Annotated in this window: 22 protein-coding genes and 2 pseudogenes; 2 read left to right on the top strand and 22 right to left on the bottom strand. The window is 36.8% G+C overall.

Features of this window, described 5'->3' with window-relative positions; translation table 11 throughout:
* Positions 1 to 69: 69 nt before the first annotated feature.
* The 4 genes from ACOZ9X_RS02580 to ACOZ9X_RS02565 are packed head-to-tail and all read right to left on the bottom strand — an operon-like array spanning position 70 to position 2,684.
* The gene (locus ACOZ9X_RS02580; protein WP_423416909.1) at positions 70 to 660 is read right to left on the bottom strand and encodes a M23 family metallopeptidase; all 591 of its coding nucleotides are present in this window, start codon (positions 658 to 660) and stop codon (positions 70 to 72) included.
* Complete coding sequence (locus ACOZ9X_RS02575; RefSeq protein ID WP_423416908.1) at positions 650 to 826, bottom strand: hypothetical protein; 177 nt, start codon at positions 824 to 826, stop codon at positions 650 to 652. The genes ACOZ9X_RS02580 and ACOZ9X_RS02575 overlap by 11 nt, the downstream gene beginning before the upstream one ends.
* 15 nt (positions 827 to 841) lie before the next feature.
* Positions 842 to 1,378 carry a replication-relaxation family protein gene (locus ACOZ9X_RS02570; protein ID WP_423416907.1) on the bottom strand — a complete coding sequence of 179 codons (537 nt, stop codon included), beginning with the start codon at positions 1,376 to 1,378 and terminating at the stop codon, positions 842 to 844.
* Entirely contained in the window at positions 1,356 to 2,684 is a 1,329-nt protein-coding gene (locus tag ACOZ9X_RS02565) for an FtsK/SpoIIIE domain-containing protein (RefSeq protein WP_423416906.1), read from the bottom strand. The genes ACOZ9X_RS02570 and ACOZ9X_RS02565 overlap by 23 nt, the downstream gene beginning before the upstream one ends.
* Positions 2,685 to 2,965: 281 nt before the next feature.
* Here ACOZ9X_RS02565 and ACOZ9X_RS02560 point away from each other — a divergent pair, with 281 nt between their 5' ends.
* Complete coding sequence (locus tag ACOZ9X_RS02560) at positions 2,966 to 3,172, top strand: helix-turn-helix transcriptional regulator (RefSeq protein WP_423416905.1); 207 nt, start codon at positions 2,966 to 2,968, stop codon at positions 3,170 to 3,172.
* Positions 3,173 to 3,386: 214 nt separating this feature from the next.
* Here ACOZ9X_RS02560 and ACOZ9X_RS02555 read toward each other — a convergent pair whose 3' ends face one another.
* From ACOZ9X_RS02555 to ACOZ9X_RS02470, 18 genes and pseudogenes are all read right to left on the bottom strand, one after another.
* Positions 3,387 to 3,638, bottom strand: coding sequence for a phage holin (locus ACOZ9X_RS02555; RefSeq protein WP_423416904.1), 252 nt, complete (start codon positions 3,636 to 3,638; stop codon positions 3,387 to 3,389).
* 204 nt (positions 3,639 to 3,842) lie between these two features.
* A pseudogene (locus tag ACOZ9X_RS02550) lies at positions 3,843 to 4,343 on the bottom strand (peptidoglycan recognition protein family protein); the annotation flags it as partial.
* A gap of 14 nt (positions 4,344 to 4,357) precedes the next feature.
* Positions 4,358 to 4,633 (bottom strand): hemolysin XhlA family protein, encoded by a 276-nt coding sequence (locus tag ACOZ9X_RS02545; RefSeq protein ID WP_423416903.1) that lies wholly within the window; start codon positions 4,631 to 4,633, stop codon positions 4,358 to 4,360.
* Between the two features lie 38 nt (positions 4,634 to 4,671).
* The gene (locus ACOZ9X_RS02540) at positions 4,672 to 5,193 is read right to left on the bottom strand and encodes a hypothetical protein (RefSeq protein WP_423416902.1); all 522 of its coding nucleotides are present in this window, start codon (positions 5,191 to 5,193) and stop codon (positions 4,672 to 4,674) included.
* A 65-nt stretch (positions 5,194 to 5,258) separates the two neighbouring features.
* Positions 5,259 to 7,124, bottom strand: a complete 1,866-nt coding sequence (locus ACOZ9X_RS02535) for a phage tail spike protein (RefSeq protein WP_423416901.1) — start codon at positions 7,122 to 7,124, stop codon at positions 5,259 to 5,261.
* Positions 7,125 to 7,170: 46 nt separating this feature from the next.
* Positions 7,171 to 8,418, bottom strand: a complete 1,248-nt coding sequence (locus ACOZ9X_RS02530) for an O-antigen ligase family protein (RefSeq protein WP_423416900.1) — start codon at positions 8,416 to 8,418, stop codon at positions 7,171 to 7,173.
* Between the two features lie 91 nt (positions 8,419 to 8,509).
* Complete coding sequence (locus ACOZ9X_RS02525) at positions 8,510 to 10,471, bottom strand: hypothetical protein (RefSeq protein ID WP_423416899.1); 1,962 nt, start codon at positions 10,469 to 10,471, stop codon at positions 8,510 to 8,512.
* A gap of 12 nt (positions 10,472 to 10,483) precedes the next feature.
* Positions 10,484 to 11,272: a phage tail family protein gene (locus tag ACOZ9X_RS02520; RefSeq protein WP_423416898.1), complete on the bottom strand. Its 789-nt coding sequence runs from the start codon at positions 11,270 to 11,272 to the stop codon at positions 10,484 to 10,486.
* 1,597 nt (positions 11,273 to 12,869) lie between these two features.
* Positions 12,870 to 13,539 (bottom strand): annotated as a pseudogene (locus tag ACOZ9X_RS02515) (phage tail tape measure protein); the annotation flags it as partial.
* Between the two features lie 229 nt (positions 13,540 to 13,768).
* On the bottom strand, positions 13,769 to 14,158 hold the full coding sequence (locus ACOZ9X_RS02510; protein ID WP_423416897.1) for a hypothetical protein: 390 nt from the start codon (positions 14,156 to 14,158) through the stop codon (positions 13,769 to 13,771).
* A 32-nt stretch (positions 14,159 to 14,190) separates the two neighbouring features.
* Complete coding sequence (locus tag ACOZ9X_RS02505) at positions 14,191 to 14,817, bottom strand: major tail protein (protein ID WP_423416896.1); 627 nt, start codon at positions 14,815 to 14,817, stop codon at positions 14,191 to 14,193.
* Between the two features lie 7 nt (positions 14,818 to 14,824).
* The gene (locus ACOZ9X_RS02500; RefSeq protein WP_423416895.1) at positions 14,825 to 15,208 is read right to left on the bottom strand and encodes an HK97-gp10 family putative phage morphogenesis protein; all 384 of its coding nucleotides are present in this window, start codon (positions 15,206 to 15,208) and stop codon (positions 14,825 to 14,827) included.
* A complete protein-coding gene (locus ACOZ9X_RS02495; RefSeq protein ID WP_423416894.1) occupies positions 15,208 to 15,537 on the bottom strand; it encodes a hypothetical protein in 330 nt (109 codons plus the stop codon). The genes ACOZ9X_RS02500 and ACOZ9X_RS02495 overlap by 1 nt, the downstream gene beginning before the upstream one ends.
* On the bottom strand, positions 15,527 to 15,859 hold the full coding sequence (locus tag ACOZ9X_RS02490; protein ID WP_423416893.1) for a hypothetical protein: 333 nt from the start codon (positions 15,857 to 15,859) through the stop codon (positions 15,527 to 15,529). Before ACOZ9X_RS02490 ends, ACOZ9X_RS02495 begins: the two co-directional genes overlap by 11 nt.
* On the bottom strand, positions 15,837 to 16,106 hold the full coding sequence (locus ACOZ9X_RS02485) for a phage gp6-like head-tail connector protein (RefSeq protein ID WP_423416892.1): 270 nt from the start codon (positions 16,104 to 16,106) through the stop codon (positions 15,837 to 15,839). The genes ACOZ9X_RS02490 and ACOZ9X_RS02485 overlap by 23 nt, the downstream gene beginning before the upstream one ends.
* Before the next feature lie 6 nt (positions 16,107 to 16,112).
* Positions 16,113 to 17,477, bottom strand: a complete 1,365-nt coding sequence (locus ACOZ9X_RS02480) for a phage major capsid protein (protein WP_423416891.1) — start codon at positions 17,475 to 17,477, stop codon at positions 16,113 to 16,115.
* Positions 17,470 to 18,048, bottom strand: a complete 579-nt coding sequence (locus ACOZ9X_RS02475) for an HK97 family phage prohead protease (RefSeq protein ID WP_423416890.1) — start codon at positions 18,046 to 18,048, stop codon at positions 17,470 to 17,472. The genes ACOZ9X_RS02480 and ACOZ9X_RS02475 overlap by 8 nt, the downstream gene beginning before the upstream one ends.
* A complete protein-coding gene (locus tag ACOZ9X_RS02470; protein ID WP_423416889.1) occupies positions 18,017 to 19,222 on the bottom strand; it encodes a phage portal protein in 1,206 nt (401 codons plus the stop codon). The genes ACOZ9X_RS02475 and ACOZ9X_RS02470 overlap by 32 nt, the downstream gene beginning before the upstream one ends.
* An 84-nt stretch (positions 19,223 to 19,306) precedes the next feature.
* Between ACOZ9X_RS02470 and ACOZ9X_RS02465 the strand changes: the two genes are divergently transcribed.
* Entirely contained in the window at positions 19,307 to 19,564 is a 258-nt protein-coding gene (locus ACOZ9X_RS02465) for a hypothetical protein (RefSeq protein ID WP_423416888.1), read from the top strand.
* Positions 19,565 to 19,567: the final 3 nt, after the last annotated feature.

Below are 19,567 nucleotides of genomic sequence, written 5' to 3'. Positions count from 1 at the left end.
CCTGTTCATAAATTCCTTTATACTCAAATATGTTGTTTTGCTCTTGATGCAATAATCATGTAATTTCCCCTAGAATTTTTCTGTCACAAAGAATGCGTACAACAAAGGTAATATCCAACTTGTTGTGAAGTTACGTCCAGCCATTATTCTTAGTCCTATAAATAAGGCTGCAGGTATTAGAAAGAATACTTCGCTTTGAACAATGTTAAATCCGATCTCTTTTAACCATTCGGTTAATGGTGAAGGCATGAAGATAAACTCTTTTACATTTGAAAACCAATCTGTTTTTTGAATAATGTCTGCTACTGGTTTAGGATCTATAAAATGTCCAGCCGAATCCTTAAGTCCAAGATGTAAATGCGGTCCTGTTGAGAATCCTGTATTACCTGATTCTGCAATGTGTTGACCAATGTTTATGTGTTCGCCAACCTTTACTTTCACATCACTCAGGTGACCTAAAATAACGTTCTTCCCATCTTCAGTGTGGAGGATTATTCCTTTCCCTAGATTTCCCCCCCCATAATCCACAATCTTATCCACAACTCCATTTATAGGGCTTAATATGTCTGTACCTATAGGCATGGATAGATCAATACCGCGGTGAGCATGTTCCCTGAACTCTTCCAGAGCTCCATAGGGAGAAGTAACTTTAAATCTCATACTGTATCAACTTCTTTACAGCTGAACGTATTTGATCTTCATCTTCCCATTCTTTTAGTTGATGATCTGCACAAGGTTTGCAAGTGGGCTTATCAAAACTGAAATTCGATTCATCTGTTGGAAAGAACTCTTCACAGATATGACAGTTAGAGAAAACTTCACACATAACCTTACCTCCTCTTTATTTGAAATCCGTAACTGTATAAACTTCATGAGCAATTCCCTGACAAATCTTCTTTAGTTGCTGCCTCCTGTATTCAGTAGTTGTAATCCAAATCAATTCGAAATTCTTCACTAGACTAGCATCACGAAACCTTTTGTACTTTTCAACCTTTAATCGATTAGCACTCATTTTTTGCTGATGATCAACTTCTACAAAATAGGTTTTATTATCAAAACTGAACTCTGCATCACAGATAAATGCCCCAGTCTTTTTAGTACCTTTCTTTACCTCATTCCTCCATGTCTCTGGCATGCCAAATGCAATGTATACTTCATTCCTCATCAGAAAGTGTTTTGCTTGCAGGGTCTTCTTTCTAACTGCTTTACTATCCACACGATCTCTGCCTTCTTGGTTGAGGTAATAAACGGTTTCACCTTCTCTGAAAGAAGAAAGATATTGATTCATTTTGGCTAATACCTTTCTAGCATTACGATCACTACCTAAATCATGAATCTTTTGGATTTGGCTCCGACTAATGTACCCAAGTTTCTTCATCGATAAGAGAATCGCCTCCTCCCTCATTTCTCGTGGTGTTAGCAAATGGATCCCTCGCTTTCTTCTGGATGTATGGTTTTATGGTTTCGTTTATTGTTTGATCACTGATTAATGGTGTTTGGAGAATTACTTTTCTGTCAGGCATTTGATAAATAGCTCTACCTTTTATGAGAGGTAAGTCTTCAGCTCCTACATCATCTAAAACAACTTTTGATGCGATTCCGTTCTGAACTCTAAAACAAAGCTTTGCATCACTGTTTTGTTTACATTGCCGCGGAATAATGTCACCTGTTGGATACTGAGTGGCAAGAATCTGACGGAATCCCCACCCAGCACCTAAACGGGCAATCTTACTCATGTATGTTTGGCAGCGTTCTTTCATTTTCTTTTCCTCTTTTGTTATTGCTTCTTCTGGATTTAACTCGCCAACTTCATCTATAATGACAAAATGCCGATGTGGATCTTTAGCTTTTTGGACATTCCTAAAACCCTTTCTTCTCATTTCCTTTCTTTTCTTAATCATTAAATTAACTGCATTTTCAAGAACAATTTCAGCATCTTCTGGTTCTTCCGCATACCCAACAACATGTTTTAAATGTTCATAATCCCCGAATTCATTTCCACCTTTCAAATCGATTAAAGTAAAAGTTACATTGTTAGGATTATTTTTGAGTAAGGTCATGATCATTGAATTTAAAAAGTTAGATTTCCCATAACGCGTAGCACCACCTACAACCATATGAGGGATTTCTTCAAAGTCGTGAAATACTTCATCATAATGAGTTTTACCAACAAGTATTTTCCACCCTTTACTTTTCTCCTGGTACTCCACTCCTTTTGGAATTGATTGATTAAATACTTTTACTCTGAGCATTCCGTCATAAGTGAGATCCACATTCTTGTGTAGATTTTTCTTTTGTTCTAGCAATGATTTTAATTGATTTGGAATGTTTTCTTTTAAGTTCAGTCCTTTAATGTCATCCATGTTAATATCAATGAAGGCTTTCTTATTGTTCAAGCCATCTTTAATGTGATCCAGTTTCTTTTCAAAATCAGAGAAACTTAAACCTAATGGAATGCGATAAATGTATTCCGTTCCCCACGCTTCTTTTTTTCTTCTGTAAAGTTGAACTTCTCTTGTTATCTTTCCGTTGCCTTCCTTTCCGTTTTCTTTTACAACCAAACCACAGTTACGAAATATCCTTTGCATCTTTGCGGCATCATTGGTTGCTCCGTTCTGTTTTAAATAATATCCATAACCAACGATTGATCCCATCACAGCTGACGATAAAAATTCTAAAATCATCAATCCACCCCTCCCTTTGAATATACGAAGTATAGTCCCTGATAATCGGAAGACTTTAAACACCATCTAAAAGGTTGATAGAGTAAGTGTCTTAAAGTTCCGATTCCGAGTTCCCCTGTAGGTCCATTAAATGGTCGCTTGTTTCGGAACTTTGATTCGGTACTATTTTCGGTCATGGTAAAGGATATGGCCCAGGAACTTGTCTGTTGTTTGTCCACTAGAAAAATATTTTGGAGGATAAGCAAAAAATTTATTGAATTAAGACAATGGGTGATGAATATATGGAGATCAAGTGTATTCTTAAAGAGTTATTAGAAGAAAGAGGAATGAAGCAGCAGTTTATTGTGGATAAAACAGGGATTACAAATGGTACCCTGAGTATGATCGTCAGGGGTAAATCCTTGCCTACTCTTAAAGTAGCTTATAAAATAGCTGATGTAATTGGGAAGAGAGTTGATGAAATTTGGATTCCTGTAAAGAAGAGTTAGGAGAATGTACATACTGTTTGAGGGTTGGTAGAAAAAAGAATTTAACACCACTTATCGAGAAGAGTAGACCTGGATTTAAAAGGCAGTATTGTCCAGAATGTTTACTTATAGTTGAAGCTACAATTGAACCCCACATGAGAAATCTTTATTACTTTGGATTAAAAGGCTCTGTAAAGTAAAAAAGCCCCTCTCATTGATTGAGAAGGGCTTTTTCTTATTTATTCGGTCTATATAGTCCTCTTCGAATCAATTCTTGCTTCTGCAGCTTCCCTCGAGGTGATAAATAGTTATTCTTGTACCCAACATAAGCCGACCAAATTAAAAAAACAACATCTGCAATGATGGGTGCCCAGAAGTCGGAAGGAATAAAAAACAGCACCCCATAATGTGCGAGCACCATGTTTACTGCAGCTATCATCCAAATCACGACACGTAAGATTGAAGGTTGATCCATTTTCAAGTCCATTGTTTATTTCATCTCCTTACTTAGATTCTGCAGCATTACCCAAGTTTCTTGTCTTGTGACTGGATCTTGCGGCCGTGAACCATCTGAAATTCCTTTTTCCATTACCCACTTCTGGGCTTCTTTTGCGAATGCACTAACCACTTGTTTTTTATCACTCACTTTAACCGTCTCCTTTGCAATTGGTTTTGGTAACATTTCTTTCCTCACATCATTTAAGAACTGTTCAAACGTTATTCCATGTTTATTAAAAGCATTGTCCGGGTCTGTCCTACGCTCTGGATCCAGTTTCTTATGACTAACAATGTGTTTGTGCGGAATCCAGTTATATTTTTTACATAACCATGCCCAAAACCACACATATCTCTTGTAGGCTTCAGCAAAGTTAATCTTTCCACCCCAACAAAGCTCTACGCCAATTCCTGCATCATTTGCATCATCACCAAAAAGAAGGTTGTCCATTGGCTTTTGATACTGCACATGATAGGCTTTTTCATTTAATGGGATGATCACAAGAATTTTCTTATCGTCAATGAAAACATGAGCACTTGCTGAAGGTTGATGATTATGAAAATACAATCGGTTTTGTTCTGCACTTGAAGCTCCATTTCCAATATCGTGTGCTACACCAAAAAGAGGACCCCTTAAGGGAGTCCCCGGTCTTGCATTTCCATGTTTTATATAATCATGCGTTATTTCGTAAGTCATGATTAAGCTCCTCCTTATTTTGAAAAGACATTAAAAATGACGGCAATGCTGCCTCCAATTAACCCTGTACTCAAAGTTGCAATTATAGCTCCTGTAATAGTTCTTTTAATCCATTTTGTGTTTTCCGATATCTCTGCTAACTTCTCATTAATATTTAATATTTTCTGGTCTTGAATGATGTCATTTCTTTTCAAATCCTCAACATCTTTCATGATATTTTTAATGTCACCCTTAATATCAATGATGTCTTTTTCTAATGGATTCATAGGATTCACTGTTGTCTCCTCCATTCTTGACCCTCCTTTACCCCAAAATAAAAAGAACCCGTTTATTCGGATTCTCTAATGGTTTTTGCTTCTTCAATTTTTGCTTTTGCAGTTTCCGTATCCCCATTTGCTAAAGCTTCTCCAGCTTGTGTAACTAAATCAAAGTAACCTTTTTTATCTTCATGCCTTTTACTCAACTCTCCAACAAATACTTTTATATGATCATTTGTAGAGTTGAAAGCATCTGATCTTTGCTTTTTTGGATCTGGAGCGTTAACAGCATTGGATTTAGGTGGCACATAATCGATAACTGTTAAAACTTTATCTTCAAATGCTTCAGCATCTGACCATAAGTAGACTGTTTCACCTTCATCAATTAAACTTTGTAACCTTACCGCTGCGTTCCTCTTCCACGGTTCTTCACCTTTAAAATCAACAGTTCTTTCTTCAGGATTAGAAGTTGTTGAAGCTGCCATGGTTTTAACTTCTCCTTTTCCTTCTGTCTTAACAAATTTCTGTTCAGTATCAGCTGTTCCGCACCCTACTAGGAAAACAAATAATAATAAAAAGAGTCCTCTTTTCATGAGATCCGTACACTCCTTATAAAATCGATATATCAAGTATACGCCTATCATTCCAAAAAGTTCCATTATTTTTTGTAACTTCCTCTACTTTGGATGAATTGTTGTATAGATACGTTAGCCACAACCCTACCAATATCATTCGGAACTATCTTCACAGTGTGATAATTACGATTGATGTTTCCGCTGGAATCCTTCGACAGATAAGGGACAATATCAATCTCACCCTCTAAACTTGCAACTCCGGTAACTAGCTGATCATCTACATAAATTGCAACATTTGAAGGAGTTACTGCAGCTTCCCAGATACCATATTCATTTTCATGTGTATGACCCGGTATATTTATACTCATTTGATGTGAATGACCAGGAATATTCAAATTAATATTATGACTATGACTAGGAATATTTAGATTAACGTTATGAGAATGATTAGGAACATTGAATTTATGGTTATGAGTAAACCAGTTCCCTTGAAGGGTAGTTTCGTGGTAATGATCTTCATATTGACCTAAAGGATTCATTACGTTTGAACTTACCGCGGTCCAAGTAATAAAAGTTTTATCATCTGAAGTTTCTAATGATCCACCACCACTTGAACTTGTGACTGAATTTGTATAACCACCACCACTACTAGAAGTTTCTGTACTTACGTGCTCTCCCGCATTGCTAGAGGTAACTGATTTTACTACCTGCCCCGCACTTTTCATACCTCGTGTGTACCCTCTGAACTTCTCTGTTTTGTACTTCAGAATTACTTTATTAACATACACACAGTCAGGATCGACTGGGAACTCAATAATCGCAGGGAAATTCTCATCACAGTTATCAGCATAAGTACGAGTATCTTGAGAAGCAGAACCTTGACTGTATGCTTCGTTTATCTGTATTTTTCTTTGAAGATCTGTAAGAGTAGTTGCCATATCAGATGTTAAACTACCAACATTTAAATCCACCTCACCAGGAGCACCGATTATATCTCCTTTCTTTTCAGACATGATACGAAGATCAAAGGTTCCTAAATCACTATCTTTCACACGAACAATACGGCCGCATTTAAGTTTGTGAATGTCTTCTTTTGTAATTGAAGATACATCAGCTGCTTTGACCCGGTATGCCGGAGGAGAATTCGCCCACTTTTTTAAAAGAGCTGCAGCATTGGCCTTTAATGTGTTAGGATCTTCAAACTTTTTATCCACCCACACATAGCTCTGAAGACCGTGTTTAGCGATAGATGCTGCATCTTCCAGATAAGGAATACCATTGTTAACCTTCTCGATACCAAGCTGGTTAACCCCCTCCCCATATCCTAATGGATAGATTCGATTGACTATTTCGTTTTGCTCATCCTTTTCAATTCCGATCTGATTGTGTGCTTCCTGAATGATGCAGGAAACCTCTGTGCTTGGTGCTACAAGATTTAATTCGAATGGATAAACCTGAGTATTGTAAGTCCACTCATATTCCACATCAAAGGGTTTAGGTATCGCAAATAAAGGACCAAGTAGCCCGTTTTCATTTTCATATTTGTAGTGAAAGTATCTGGTAAACTCACATACTCCTAAAACCCAGTGACGCGTACTTTGTTGATCCAAAATAAATTGAATGTTTTCCCGAGTGGTTAAATTAACAGTTTGATGATAACGAAAAAGCACGTCACCGAGTAATGTCCCGATGGCGTGCCTTAGCGTATATCTAATTTCTTTGTTAGTTTTAGACGTTAGTTTGGGCACGATTTGAAACATGCCGATGTAATTATCTTTATCAATAACTTCAACGAAATTAAAAGCTTTGCATAGTAAATTTTTAGGGTCATTGATCGGAAGACTGAATTCTGCCCAGTTCACCTCATTAAAATTTTTATCGTAGCCTATTCCATAAGCATTTTCTACCTTTGCTACCAGTTGGAGTTGTTGGTTGTATATTTTAATCATGACATCACCACCAAAAAAGACATCTTTATAAGATGTCTTTGTCTTTTTACTTAATTTTAAACAAATCTATATAAGGTAATAACGGTTTTCGGTAAGCATTTAAGAAAAACACTGAAAACCAAAAAATCATATCGTCCAAATTTATAACACGACTGTAGCTTTGGATTATATTTGGTAACATTGATAAAACGATTAACGAAAAGAAAACTTCTATATCTGTTGCAAGACGACCTTTTGAAAGATGTTTAATTGCTATAAGTATAGATTTAGCTACGATTACTGTTAAAATCAGTCCAAAAAACAAACCATTTTCCGAGAACCATTTTAAAAATCCGATCTCAGAATCTGCCCTTCCGTAATAATCCCCAAAACGATCCATAAAAAACGCACCATTACCAAAGAAAATATTTTCTTTGAAATATCTCCAGTGATACATCCATAAATCAAGTCTGCCGTTTGTAATATCATAAGAATAATTAATATTAGCACCGGTAAAAAATGCAAAGATACGTTCATGGAAAAACAATCCGAATGGTAGCAAGAAAGAGAAAAACATCAACTTATAAACCGGTTTTAAATAAAATAGGAACATTATTGCAAACGGTAGTAGAGTTAGCACAACTAATGACCGTGTAGCCGTTGAAAGAACAATAATAGTCATTAAGAAAGATAAGAAAATATATTTCTTTGTCTTATTTTTTCTGTAAAGTAATATCGCTATTATTGGATATATTGTATAAACACCAGTAATATTCCAAAATGTTACTTCTCCCCTTGCATACCTAGAAAATTCAAAAGGGAGGACACCATATTTGTTAGGGAATACAATAGCTAATATAACCCCAATGATTAAGAAGTAAGTTAAATACCTAGCTATTTTATTTAATTTTTTAATTTCAATATTGTTGAATGACATATGAGAAGTTGTTGCTATTGACGCAATTAAAACAAAAGATAAGAAATTATAAATATAAGTAATTGGACTATTTAATAATTCCTGGGTGATTAATCCAGAGATCAACAAGAAAGTCATTGCTATTATAGTTTTATAATCCAAAAGCAGTCTTTTCGTATATAACGTCAGCGAAATTAAAGAAAATAGTACAAGATAAGCTGGAATAATAAAAAAGTTATCACTGACTGTATGATAGTCCATTCCAGCTTTACCAGAGTGTAACGCTGAATAAGGATTAGGAGTCAGAAAAAAATTCACAACCATCATAATTATAAATAAAAAGTATAGTCGGAAGAATAAGTTATTCCTTTTAACAGAAATTTCATTTTGGATAATCATTAAAACCCACCTATTTTTCAATTAGTCACTAAAATAATACAGATTTTGTTATATTGTAGCAATATAATTTTGAAAAATAGGTAAGTTTTTTTTAGACCTGGGTTCCAACTATTGTTCCATCTGCATCATTTGTTGGTCTACCGTTTTTCACTCGAAGTTTTCCATTGCCGTCAATCCATAAAGAATAGTTTCCCATCATAAGGTGTTCTCCATTCCATGCGGATTCCATCTTATACGAGTTAATATTACTTGCAATAGTCCCAGCTTGAACGGTAAGACCACTAATATATAGACCAGAGTCAGCAGGTATTAATCCATCTGTAGGATCTAATTCCACCTGGATGCAATATTCTCCTGTATTACTTACTTCGAAAGGAGTTAAAGAATGGAAATCGTCTAACTTTCCTACGTCTTTCTTATTTTCCCAATCTAAAGAAGTAGACCATACAACATTATTTGAGGAGTCCATTACCTTAACAATTGTAGTGGGTTGCGCTCCTGAACGCTTTCGTGTATAACCGCTTATTCCAATAACATATTTTGTACTGGATGACAGTTTTACTTTTCTCGTACTAAAACCCGCTTGAGCAGTAGCGTTTACAACCCGCAACAACATCGCCAACTCCGACGTTGTTGAAAGTGTAACATTTGCTGCCACATCAGCAACTTTATTTATACCTGTATTGGTAATTACCGTCCCTACTGTTTCCAAAAAAGGTATACGTACATCACGCAGCAAACTTTGTCCCCCTAAAATGACCGGTTGAGAGGGTCTAGTATTTACACAGAACCTCCCAGATCTTTCAATTCGTTCACGATAAGCTACTTTTAAAAATTCAGGAGTTATTGTATGTTTTAGCGTTACTTGATATAAATTAACATCACAAGAATTTCCACCGATAATGAGATTTGTGAATAAGGTCTTAAATTTTATAGCATAATAATTAATATTCTCCTGTTGTTCTGGGGACCCAATTATCAAATTATCTTGTATAGTCACGCTTGCTGAATTGACATCTACAGTTGAAAAGTCCTGAAACTCAATATAAGGTTGATTAGTAACACGTGCATTGGCTTCCATGTAATTGTCAGAGATAATGAGATTTCTTCCACTCACACCCATGAAAACTCTTCCGTCCATTCCCTCAATAACACTATCCATAATTCTCACACTATGGAATAGCTCGATATTAAACCCTGCGTCTCGATGTTCCATAACTGAATGTAAGAAAGACACATCGTATGCGGTATAAGTGTTGATAAAATAACCTATTCCTCCAACAACGGTGCAATCAGATAGGTAAATAGTTTGAATGTAATCGTAAGGAAATACATTTGTTCTAGGAACAACAAGTAAAGAGTCAACGTTAAGGAAATTAACGTTATCGAAATAGATGCGGATTAACTTGGCGCCATTTAATATTCTAGTACCTGCTCCAGCAGTAGACTTAAATGTTAGGCCACCACTAAAACGTATATTACCTCCATTTCGATTTGTACCAGAAGATGAAAACATATCTCCTGCATTGTTCTTAATTAAGCTACCAGATCCTCTCACGTTTATCACGTCTCTATCTCCTGTTGCGCGTACAATATCAATTGTACCGTTCACCAATATCTCTGAACCAATATAAAGGTCTTTCTTATTAGCAATAGCATAATTAAAAGCAACTTGAAGTTTAGCTGTATCGTCAGTTACTCCATCACCTTTCACCCCGAATTTTTTTACATTTAGCGCAACTTCTTCAAACATGGCATCCCTACTATCTAACCTAACTTTCAAAGACGCGAATGTAGTATTGTTACTATCAGTTCTTGCTTGGAGTGTTTCTGCATCAGAAGTACCACTTTCGATAATCAATGTGTCTAATTGATTTTGAACCCCACCCGCCGTTGAATTTGCTTGATTAGCTACATTTAATGCTTGATTAGATTCGGTCTTTGCTTGCCCTGATTCTTTCTTCGCTTCATTCGCATTATCAATCGCTTGATTTATCTTAGGAAATGCATCTTTCAAACGTTCTCCACTTACTAATTTAGGCACATCTGCCATAATCTCACCTCTTTACTGATATCTAGGTTTAAATTTAAATTTGATTGTTGCGTTTATATCTGCTCCTGTCACTACAACATCATTGAATCCCGATTTTAACTCTAGTGGATTACCGGTCATTACCGATAAACTGGATACTCCATTAATCTTTGTATCAAACTCACTGACTTCAATCGTTTTATTGGTTTGTGCGCCAAAAGAAAAACTCTTTCCATTAGCGGAAAGAGTGAGTGAAGTAAATGAACCTTTGCTTTCGATTTTTGGCACAATGTTGTAATGACTGAAATTGTGTACTTGTAATGTCTTTGCGGATGTGACATTAAACACGTATTCAGATCCAAGCAACACTTCAGACATTAGAGACGTTTCGCTATCAATGGTTATTTCTTCTGTGCTCACCGTGTGATAGGAGTATGGGTCACTCGCAATAAATGGCAGTACTAATATTCCTTCATCCATTAAACGTTCTGGATTTAATGATTGTGCTAGTTTCATCATGTAGTATCGGTCTGGAGCATAATCACGAATTACTTTTATATTTCGCGGCTGTCCATATGGATCCATTAAAAAGTCAGTTAATGCAGTGAAATTCCGCTGCATAATCAGTGGAATTCTTTCTACTGTTTTTAATGGAAATGAAGCAGGCTTTTCACCAATTTCAACACCGAAATCCCACACACCAGCTCTTCCGGGAATGGTTAAGGTTTTTCTTTGGAAATTTGCTGTTAGTGGATCTTCGTTTCCTAATTCACAGGAAAAACCAAAGTCCTCAAACCTGTAATGACCATCCATAGTTATCATTAACTAATCACCACCCGACCAGTTGTTTTCATTGTTTTCTGTTGATTGAGCTTTCTGCTCATGCCAGGCGCAAGTTTTGTATTCATTTCATCAGTATCTAAGTAAACGTGAACTTCAACATTTCCATTAGTTCCAGTCATAGTTGATGCAATTCCCTTTCCAATAGCTCCTAAGGTTTCAGCATTAAGAGGTAATGCCGCTTCTGGTCCTGCATCTCCTGCGCCTTGCAATCTACCATTATTCATGCCAAAGATGGTTGGTTGAGTAAAGATTGCACCTTTTGCACGCCAATCAATGTCAAACCCTGTAGGGTATTCGATTTTCTTACCCATAATTGTTTTCGAGCTATATTCTAATTCAAAGTGTGGCATCGGTGGAAGGTTCGGTTTTGGAATTTTTAACTTTAAATCTGTGAAAAAACCTTTGATACCATCAACGATTTCCCCAATCTTTTCTTTTGCTTCGCGAATTGGTTTAAGGATTTTTTCTTTTGCATTCGTCATAACTTCGCCTGCTTTATCTCGCAAATTACTAAACTTAGTGACTGCACCGTCTTTTAATTCGTTTACTTTATTGACAAAGCTTGTTTTTAATTCACTTACTTTATTCACAACTGAATCTTTTAGTTGTCCTGCTTTTTCTTTAATCGTGTCCCAATTTTTATAAAGAAGAACGCCAATAGCAATAACTGCAGCTATTGCTCCTACAATCGCCAATATAGGTAGTGTTGCAGAAGTTATGCTTACCCCCATCGCCCCTGCCGCTAGTGTAATTGCTGTTATTATAGGAGCTGCAATTGTTAAAACAGTAATTAAGCCGCCAATTGCAGCTGCCCCAGCAGCTATAGTTGCAGTGAGTTCAGGATTTTTATTTGCCCATTCGATAACTTTAGTTGTAAAGTCGGCTACCTGAGTGACTAAAGGAGTTAAAATTAGCGCAAGATCTGCTAAAGTTCTTTCCATCTCAGCATTCGCTTCAGCGTTTGCTTGTACTTCGGGATTCAACTCTTGGTACTTGTTATAAACATCTCCGAAACCTTGTTCAGCTAGAGTTTTTAAAATGAAATTTGAGCCTTCGCCCATATCGATCATAGTTCCTAACGTACTATTAAATCCATCAAGTTTAACTCCACTGCGTTCTAAAAGTTCAGCAAATGGACCAACGGCTTCTCCAGCAGCTAGTGTTTCTTGAATCCCGTCTGCAATACCTTCCGTTTTTAAAGTATCGCTAAACCTTATATAAGCACCGTTTACTTGATCAATCACTGTAGACAGTTGTTCATCAGTAAATCCACTTGCAAGCAAGTTTGCTAATGTTTCGCCTGCAGCATCGGCTTCACCAGTTACAACTGTGATTTTCTGAAATGCTTCTTCCACTACTCCTAAATCTTTTCCTGATATTGCGGCATTTGTTTTTAACCTAGCCAAAACTTCATTGTATTCTTTCATGCCAGAAACCAATCCACCAATAGCAGCAACTGGTGCCGCACCTGCCAAAGCTTGAATTCCGTCACCGACTCCATCTAGTGACTTTTTGGCTTCTTTTCCGCTATCTTCTATATCTCTCATAGAGCGTTCGAATTTTTTTACAGAGCTCCTTGCATCATTCATTTTGGTTTCAAGTTGAATGACTTCACGTGAGTTTTCACCATAAACTTTCTTGGTCTCTTCTAGTTGTCTCTCAAGATTATCAACTGCTTTTTTAGTTAATTCCATTTGCGACCTTAATTGTTTTTGACTAAGTTCATATTTTTCAGCACCACTTGCATTTTCTCCAAGCTGATCATTTTGAAGTTTAAATGAGCTAGTAAGCTTTTTTTGTTCATCTTCTAATAATTGACTTTCATTCTTCAAATCTTGAAGTTTATCTTTAGCTAATCGGGCTTCAATCGCTTGATCAGATAACCCTTCAGTCACTCTTTCCATTGATTGTTGCAACTTGGTTTCAGCACTTTCAGCATCAAGTACTTTGCCGTACATTTTTGTAAGTTGCTCAGTGGTTGTTTTAGTGTCTTTAGCCATGGCATCATATTCGTCACGTAACATTTTAGTACGCTTCTGGGCACCTTCCATTTGGATCTCGAGCTTCTTTTTCTCTGCACTTAGCTTTTCAGTGGCAGAAGCATCTTTTCCCATGGCGGCAATATGATTTTTGTATTCTTTAGCTGCTGTATTCATCACTGAATTTATTTGTTTTAAAGTTTCAGCATATTTTACTTGCCCATCCATTTTAAAATTGAGGACAACGTTTTTAGCTTTGTCAGCCATAATCTCACCTCACTTTATAAAAATGGTGTTTCATCCAATGAATACACTTTCTTTTCAGAAACCAAAGCATCCGGATTAGTGTATTTAAGGTGCATAATGTATTGCTTTAGAAGATGATTAGGAGTGCTATTAAAAAAATTCACCCTGTTCCAGTTAAGTAGTGTTTCACCCACATAAAAATAAAAATCCCAATCCAATTCTTCGGACTGAGATTCTGAGGAGTGTTTATTCAATTTTTTTTTTCTGATTTAATTTTGTTCATATCAGATTGTTGGAAGTTTTGATTGTTAAATATATTCATTGCAACTTCAAATACACCTGGTAGATCGCTAATCGGAATTGCTGTTTCTATTTCGAAAGGAGTACAGTCTGTGCCTGCACTTTTTACCATGGCATAAATTAAGGCGCTCATAAGCTTGATTTCATTCTTCCCAAGTGTAATCGTGCCTTTTTGCATCATTCTGTTAATATCTTTTTCAAATGCATGATACGGTTTTCCATATGCTTCTTCCACATAAGGGAAAGATTTGAATGTGAAGATAACAGGGATATCCACCCCTTGTACCTTAATGGTATCCCTGTTTATATTGATGTTTACTAGATCGCTCAATTTTGCCATGCGATTCATTCCTCACTTTATTTAAATTTTTATCAAGGTGTAGTTGGGAATAATGTTTCTAATTGCGATTCATCACAAACTACTTGTGTCATAAATTCCGCAGCCGTTACTCCTGTTGCTGAATCGCGAGCTGAGTTAAAATCAGATTTAGTAACATTGTTAAAAAGCAAAGGTGAAGCGGTCATTACAAGCTGTTGAGTTGGGATCGTTGTTTCTTCCGTGGCAGTAGTAAATGATTCTTGTGGAGGTGTAATTTGTGTTCTGGGGAACCAACGTGCTTGCTTAGAACCATCACTTAACGGAGCAATAAAACCAATCGCAAAAAACGGATATTCCTTTACGTTTGAGTTATCAAATACAATACCTTTTTCAGGTGTAACTCCATTCATTTTATCAACAACCTCAACCGGTAAAGATGTGTGGTCAAGTGTTAATGTAAATGTACTGTTTTTAGTTGCGTTGACAAACATTTTATTTGATGCCCATTTGACTGCAGTTGTTGGATTCCCAGCTATACCGATTGTTTCAATAGTCGGAAGTTCATACATCTCTGTATCATAAGTAGGGAGTGCATCTCCTGAATCTTTACCACCAGTCATAAATGCAATAAAAAGATTTTCTACACCTACTGGATAAAGCATTTCTTGTGCTTTAGTCATTCTATAATCATCCTTCCATTTTCTTGATTATTTTATTGGCCATAATTTCTGCGATTCTCTCACTTTCAGCATCAAATGTATTACGCACAAAGTGTTGCCCTTTTACTTTTCCTTTTCCATTCGCTTTTTTATGTCCATGTTCAACCATGTACCAGTGAAAAGCTTTATCCTCGAATTCGACTGAAACCATTTTATCTTTAACGACAACTTTCAGGTTGTCTCTAAGATGGTTATCTTTATTTTTTTCAGACTTTTTTATGCGTGGTTTAAGCTTTCGAACAAAATACTCTGCTGCTTCTTCTAAAACTTTTATTTCAACGTTTTTGTCCACTTTTAAAAGTGTATTAATTTCATTCAAGGCATCTGCAAAACCATTATTATTGGTGGCCATTAATTAACACACCTTACGAATGTGATAAATTGCGTTATGGTGGCATCGTTCTCGTCATAAGGTATAGCTTCGAACTGACTAAATTCCACACCATGAGCATTGAACACATCCTTTAAAGGTTCATATTCTGCTTCAGTACCGTTGGTAATAACAGCAATTTGGTAAAGTGGCATTGATTTTAATACTTTTGAAGAAGAACGTTTATGCATTTCATTAACAAACTCATAAATGATATGAGGGAATGTAGCCGTTGTTGAAGCCTCGTCTCGAAAAACAGACATACCTGATTCCTTCATAATAGTTCTTAATTGCTGGAAATTAATCTGCATACGCTAGACTCAACTCCATTACGCGATCATTTTCACGCACATAAATTCTTTCGATGTTATAGATCCGCTCCTGAATTTTCACACGATACTCTTTTTGGTTATTTTCCACAGCACGATCAAATCGCGTTTCGATTTTTTTCATAACCTCATTAGCATCTCTTGTGGTTAACTTGTCAGTCGCTGTAACACCAATATTGTTGTATTTAAGATTCCTTTCAAATGGATATCCCATAACTACACGATCTGTTTCTGGATCAACAGTTTCACCAAGCTTTAATAACTCCGCGTTCCATTTAAGATTATTCGTTTGTCGTTTCGACATCGTTGTACACCTCCAACACAAAGAAAGGCGTCAAGGCATCAAGTGCTTGTTCCAGTTCCTTTTCGGAAACTCTGTAATCATTCATTATTCCAGCAACCATTAGTACAAGATATTCGTCTTGTTTCCCGGTAGCTGTCTGAACGTATTTCTGAGCACTTTTAATATAAAAAGGGAGCATGGTTTCATCCATGCCCTCCTCCCAGTGAATATGGCTTTTTAATTTAGCGACATATTCCGTATCATTCATAAGCTATTAACCTCCTACAGGGGCAGTAGCTCCTACTTCATAACGATATACAGATGGCTCGAATGGAGAGTATACCAGTTGCCCATCAAGCAAATTGTAAATTTGGAAACCAATACGGTTTGTATCCGAATACTTTTCAACTAATTTTTGAATTTGCAGTGCACCAATTACATCTTGAATACGGAAAGTAGAGAAATCACCGAAGTAGAATACTGATTTCGTAGGATCAGCACCATCAGCAGCATCTGTAAAATCTACTTTATGTCCAAGAAGCTTATAGCCAATTTCATCTCGACCAGTGTCATAAAGTAACGGACGTCCCTGCCCATCAAGTAGCCCTTCTAGGACAGTAAGTGCAGCTCCATTTAGAATCCACATTGCTTTCTTACGCACTTCTGTTGTAACTTGCCCTTTCATTTTGACCAATTCTTTGTACAGCGTGTTTTCAAGTCCTGACTTCGTTAGATCAACAGCAGCTGATTCATAATAAGCTACCGCCTTCTTAGCAAGTGCTCCTGCATTTTCTACTCCTGCGTCATTTCCGTTAAACATGTAATTCGTTTCTTTACGGACATAAGCTTTCTTCAATTCTTCGATAACAATGTCTTCAACTTTGTAACCAGGATCAGCCATGTTAATTAATTTCTTTGAGATTGTTGCTAGAGCATCGAACTCGACTGGAGATAGGTATACTTCATCGAATTCAATCTCTGTCTCAGGAATCGGGTTCGGTACAATGTGACGCTCTTGCTTAACCACATTTGCATTCGCTTTTCGAACCAACACAGGATACTTCACATTTCCATGAGTTTTAACTCGTGTTCCGTATTTACGAAGTAAGTTTTCCTCTTGTGCATACGTAATAATTTCTTTAGACACAATTTCAGGAATCAACACAGATCCGTTTTGTGTCTCAACACCTAACGCTCGCGCTTCCGATTCCGTAATTTGACCAACCACAAACTTCGCAAATGCAGAACGTTGTTCTAATTGCTTCTTCATTGTGGATTTATGTCCACGAGTCGAAAGCCCAGAAGAAATTTGTGACATGATTTCATTACGCTTCTCAGTACTTATTACATTAGCTGGAGGTGTACGTTGTTCGTTCTCTTCCTCTTCCTCATCATCGTCAGACTCATCATCAGAGCGTGCCTCTTCTTCATCAGTTGTTGTTTCTTCTTCGCTAGAGTCATTACCAAGATTAGCTAGGGCATCAGCAAGTGCCTGAGCTTCTTCAGCAAGCTCCTTCACCTCGGTTTGGACAGCTTCAAGGTCCTCAGCGCGAACTTCATTCTTTTCAAGCTTCGTGCGTAACTCCGTTAGACGTGCCTTCGTTCTTTTTTGTAATGCAAGTAATTGTTTTTTATTCATTTCCCAAAACTCCCTTAATTTGATTTAGTATTTTTAAACGCTGTTCTACTGTCTTATCAATTTCTTTGCTTCTCACAAGAGCCACTTCCGTATCGTCATACGCCGGAATAGAAACAACTGATATCTCATAAAGCTCTACTTCCTGAATAGTCCTTAGCGCCGGCTCTGCTGAATAATCCCAGTGTTCCTCTGTAGCAAAGAAACCAAAAGAACATTGATTTATGTCACCCCTAGCCATACTCTCAGCCAAATCACGTGCAAGAGAGGTATTTGGTAACTCCACTTCAAATCGAAGTCCTCTCTCGTCTTCTGAGAGCCTCAATGTGCCGTTTTTTGACCTACCCAACACATTGTCCCAGTTATGGTTAAACAAAGCTCTGATGTCGCTGTTGTTAGCGATAGACTTACTAAAAGCTCCTGGGGAAATAACTTCCTCAAAATAATCACCAATGTTCGTCTTGGAATTAAAAACGGCAGCATATCCACTGATAACTGCTGGATTGTCATTGATAGCATCACGAGTCTTCAAATTGGTGATGTCAATTGTCCTCAGTTCCCTTTTCTTTGTCATTCACATCACCCCCCTTCAAGCTATCGTCAGTCGCGTTCTTCTCACCTATTTTTGATAGATCATTAGAAATATAGACTGATTGAGTCTCTGGTGTATTCTGCTTAGGAAAGCCAAGCATGTCTGCAACGTTATCCGGCGATGTGATTCCCGTACGAACGATGTTGTAACCGATATTTGTTTTGGTACTATAGGTAACAAAATCAAGGATATTAATCTTGAATTTAATACGTTTATCTGCATTTTGACCGAAAAAAAGAAGACTCAAGTGGTCTTCAAAATTCTTCATTATTGGCCGAACGGCTTTATTGTGTAGGTACATCATTGCTTTTTCTATATCAGACTTCATCAGTGCCTGATATGTATCAACATTAATACCTAAGAACTTGCCCAAATCCTTCTTATAAACATTCAAGAATGACAGAATCTTCTCATCCTCAATCGGACTTTTCAGTGAATCTATTGAATATCCTTTACCCAATGGAATTAATTTCACTGTTCTGGATTCATCAATCCCTTCTAGTTGATCCAGAATCGCTTTGATCAACTTAGATTGTGCTGCATTCTGCGGATTAATATGAGCGTCCAGTTTGAGTAGAAAGGCAAGTAATCCACCCTTTTTGTATTTGTCTGTTAAAACCTTTTCAGCACTCATAACACCTTCCAGAGTGTTCTTACCAAGTAGCAAAAGTCCAACACCGTTTAAATGATCAGTACCAATATTCTTAATATGACGAATCATGAATGATGGTATTTCGGTACCACCGATCTTAAAGTGCTCTACTAGTCTTTCATCCAACTCCGTATAAACGTTAGCCGCTATATGCAGCTGGTTAGCATCCAAGACCGGAAACACCTCTCCTTGAAGCAAATAAGTATTCGTCATCAATTTAATGAATTCTGAACTTGTCAGATATTGATTAGGTCGTTTAAGGATGTTTAACACAGAATCATTCTTAAGTTCGTTACCTTCTTTGTCTTCCACATTAATTTCAGCTAGCATCATCTGATTGCTGATGTCCTGCAGCAACTCATACACATCACTGGACTCCAAAATGTTGTCGTCACCAATATACCTTCCTCCATACCGGATTGTATTTGAGTAGATATCTTCGAACCATCCGCGCTTTTCAACTTGCTTGAACAAAAATTTCGAAAACCGATCTCTTAATCCCATTTTCTCACCACCTTTCTACTAAAAAATAGTTCTTCAAAATTGGAAATACTTGATATAATCATAATGAAAGTGAGGTGAACAAAAATGAATGAAATAGAAACTTCATTGAACTTTGAATACATTAAGGGTGAAGATCAACCGGAACCTCTTGATATCCAAGCAAAAGGATTATTCACTAGAACCCATAATATTGTTATAAATGCGAATGAGAAATTCCAAAGGATTTCAATTTATGAAAACGGCGTAATCATTTCAGAAGAAATATATGCTGGCAAACACATTATTCGTTTTAATTTTCCATTCACTGAAGTTGAACGCGGTAAACTTGTTATCAACAATTAAACT

The sequence above is a fragment of the Fictibacillus nanhaiensis genome (assembly GCF_049537595.1).
Lineage (GTDB): Bacteria > Bacillota > Bacilli > Bacillales > Fictibacillaceae > Fictibacillus > Fictibacillus nanhaiensis_F.
The sequence above is the reverse complement of the archived record's forward strand: the minus strand, read 5'-3'. Positions and strand labels throughout refer to the sequence as shown.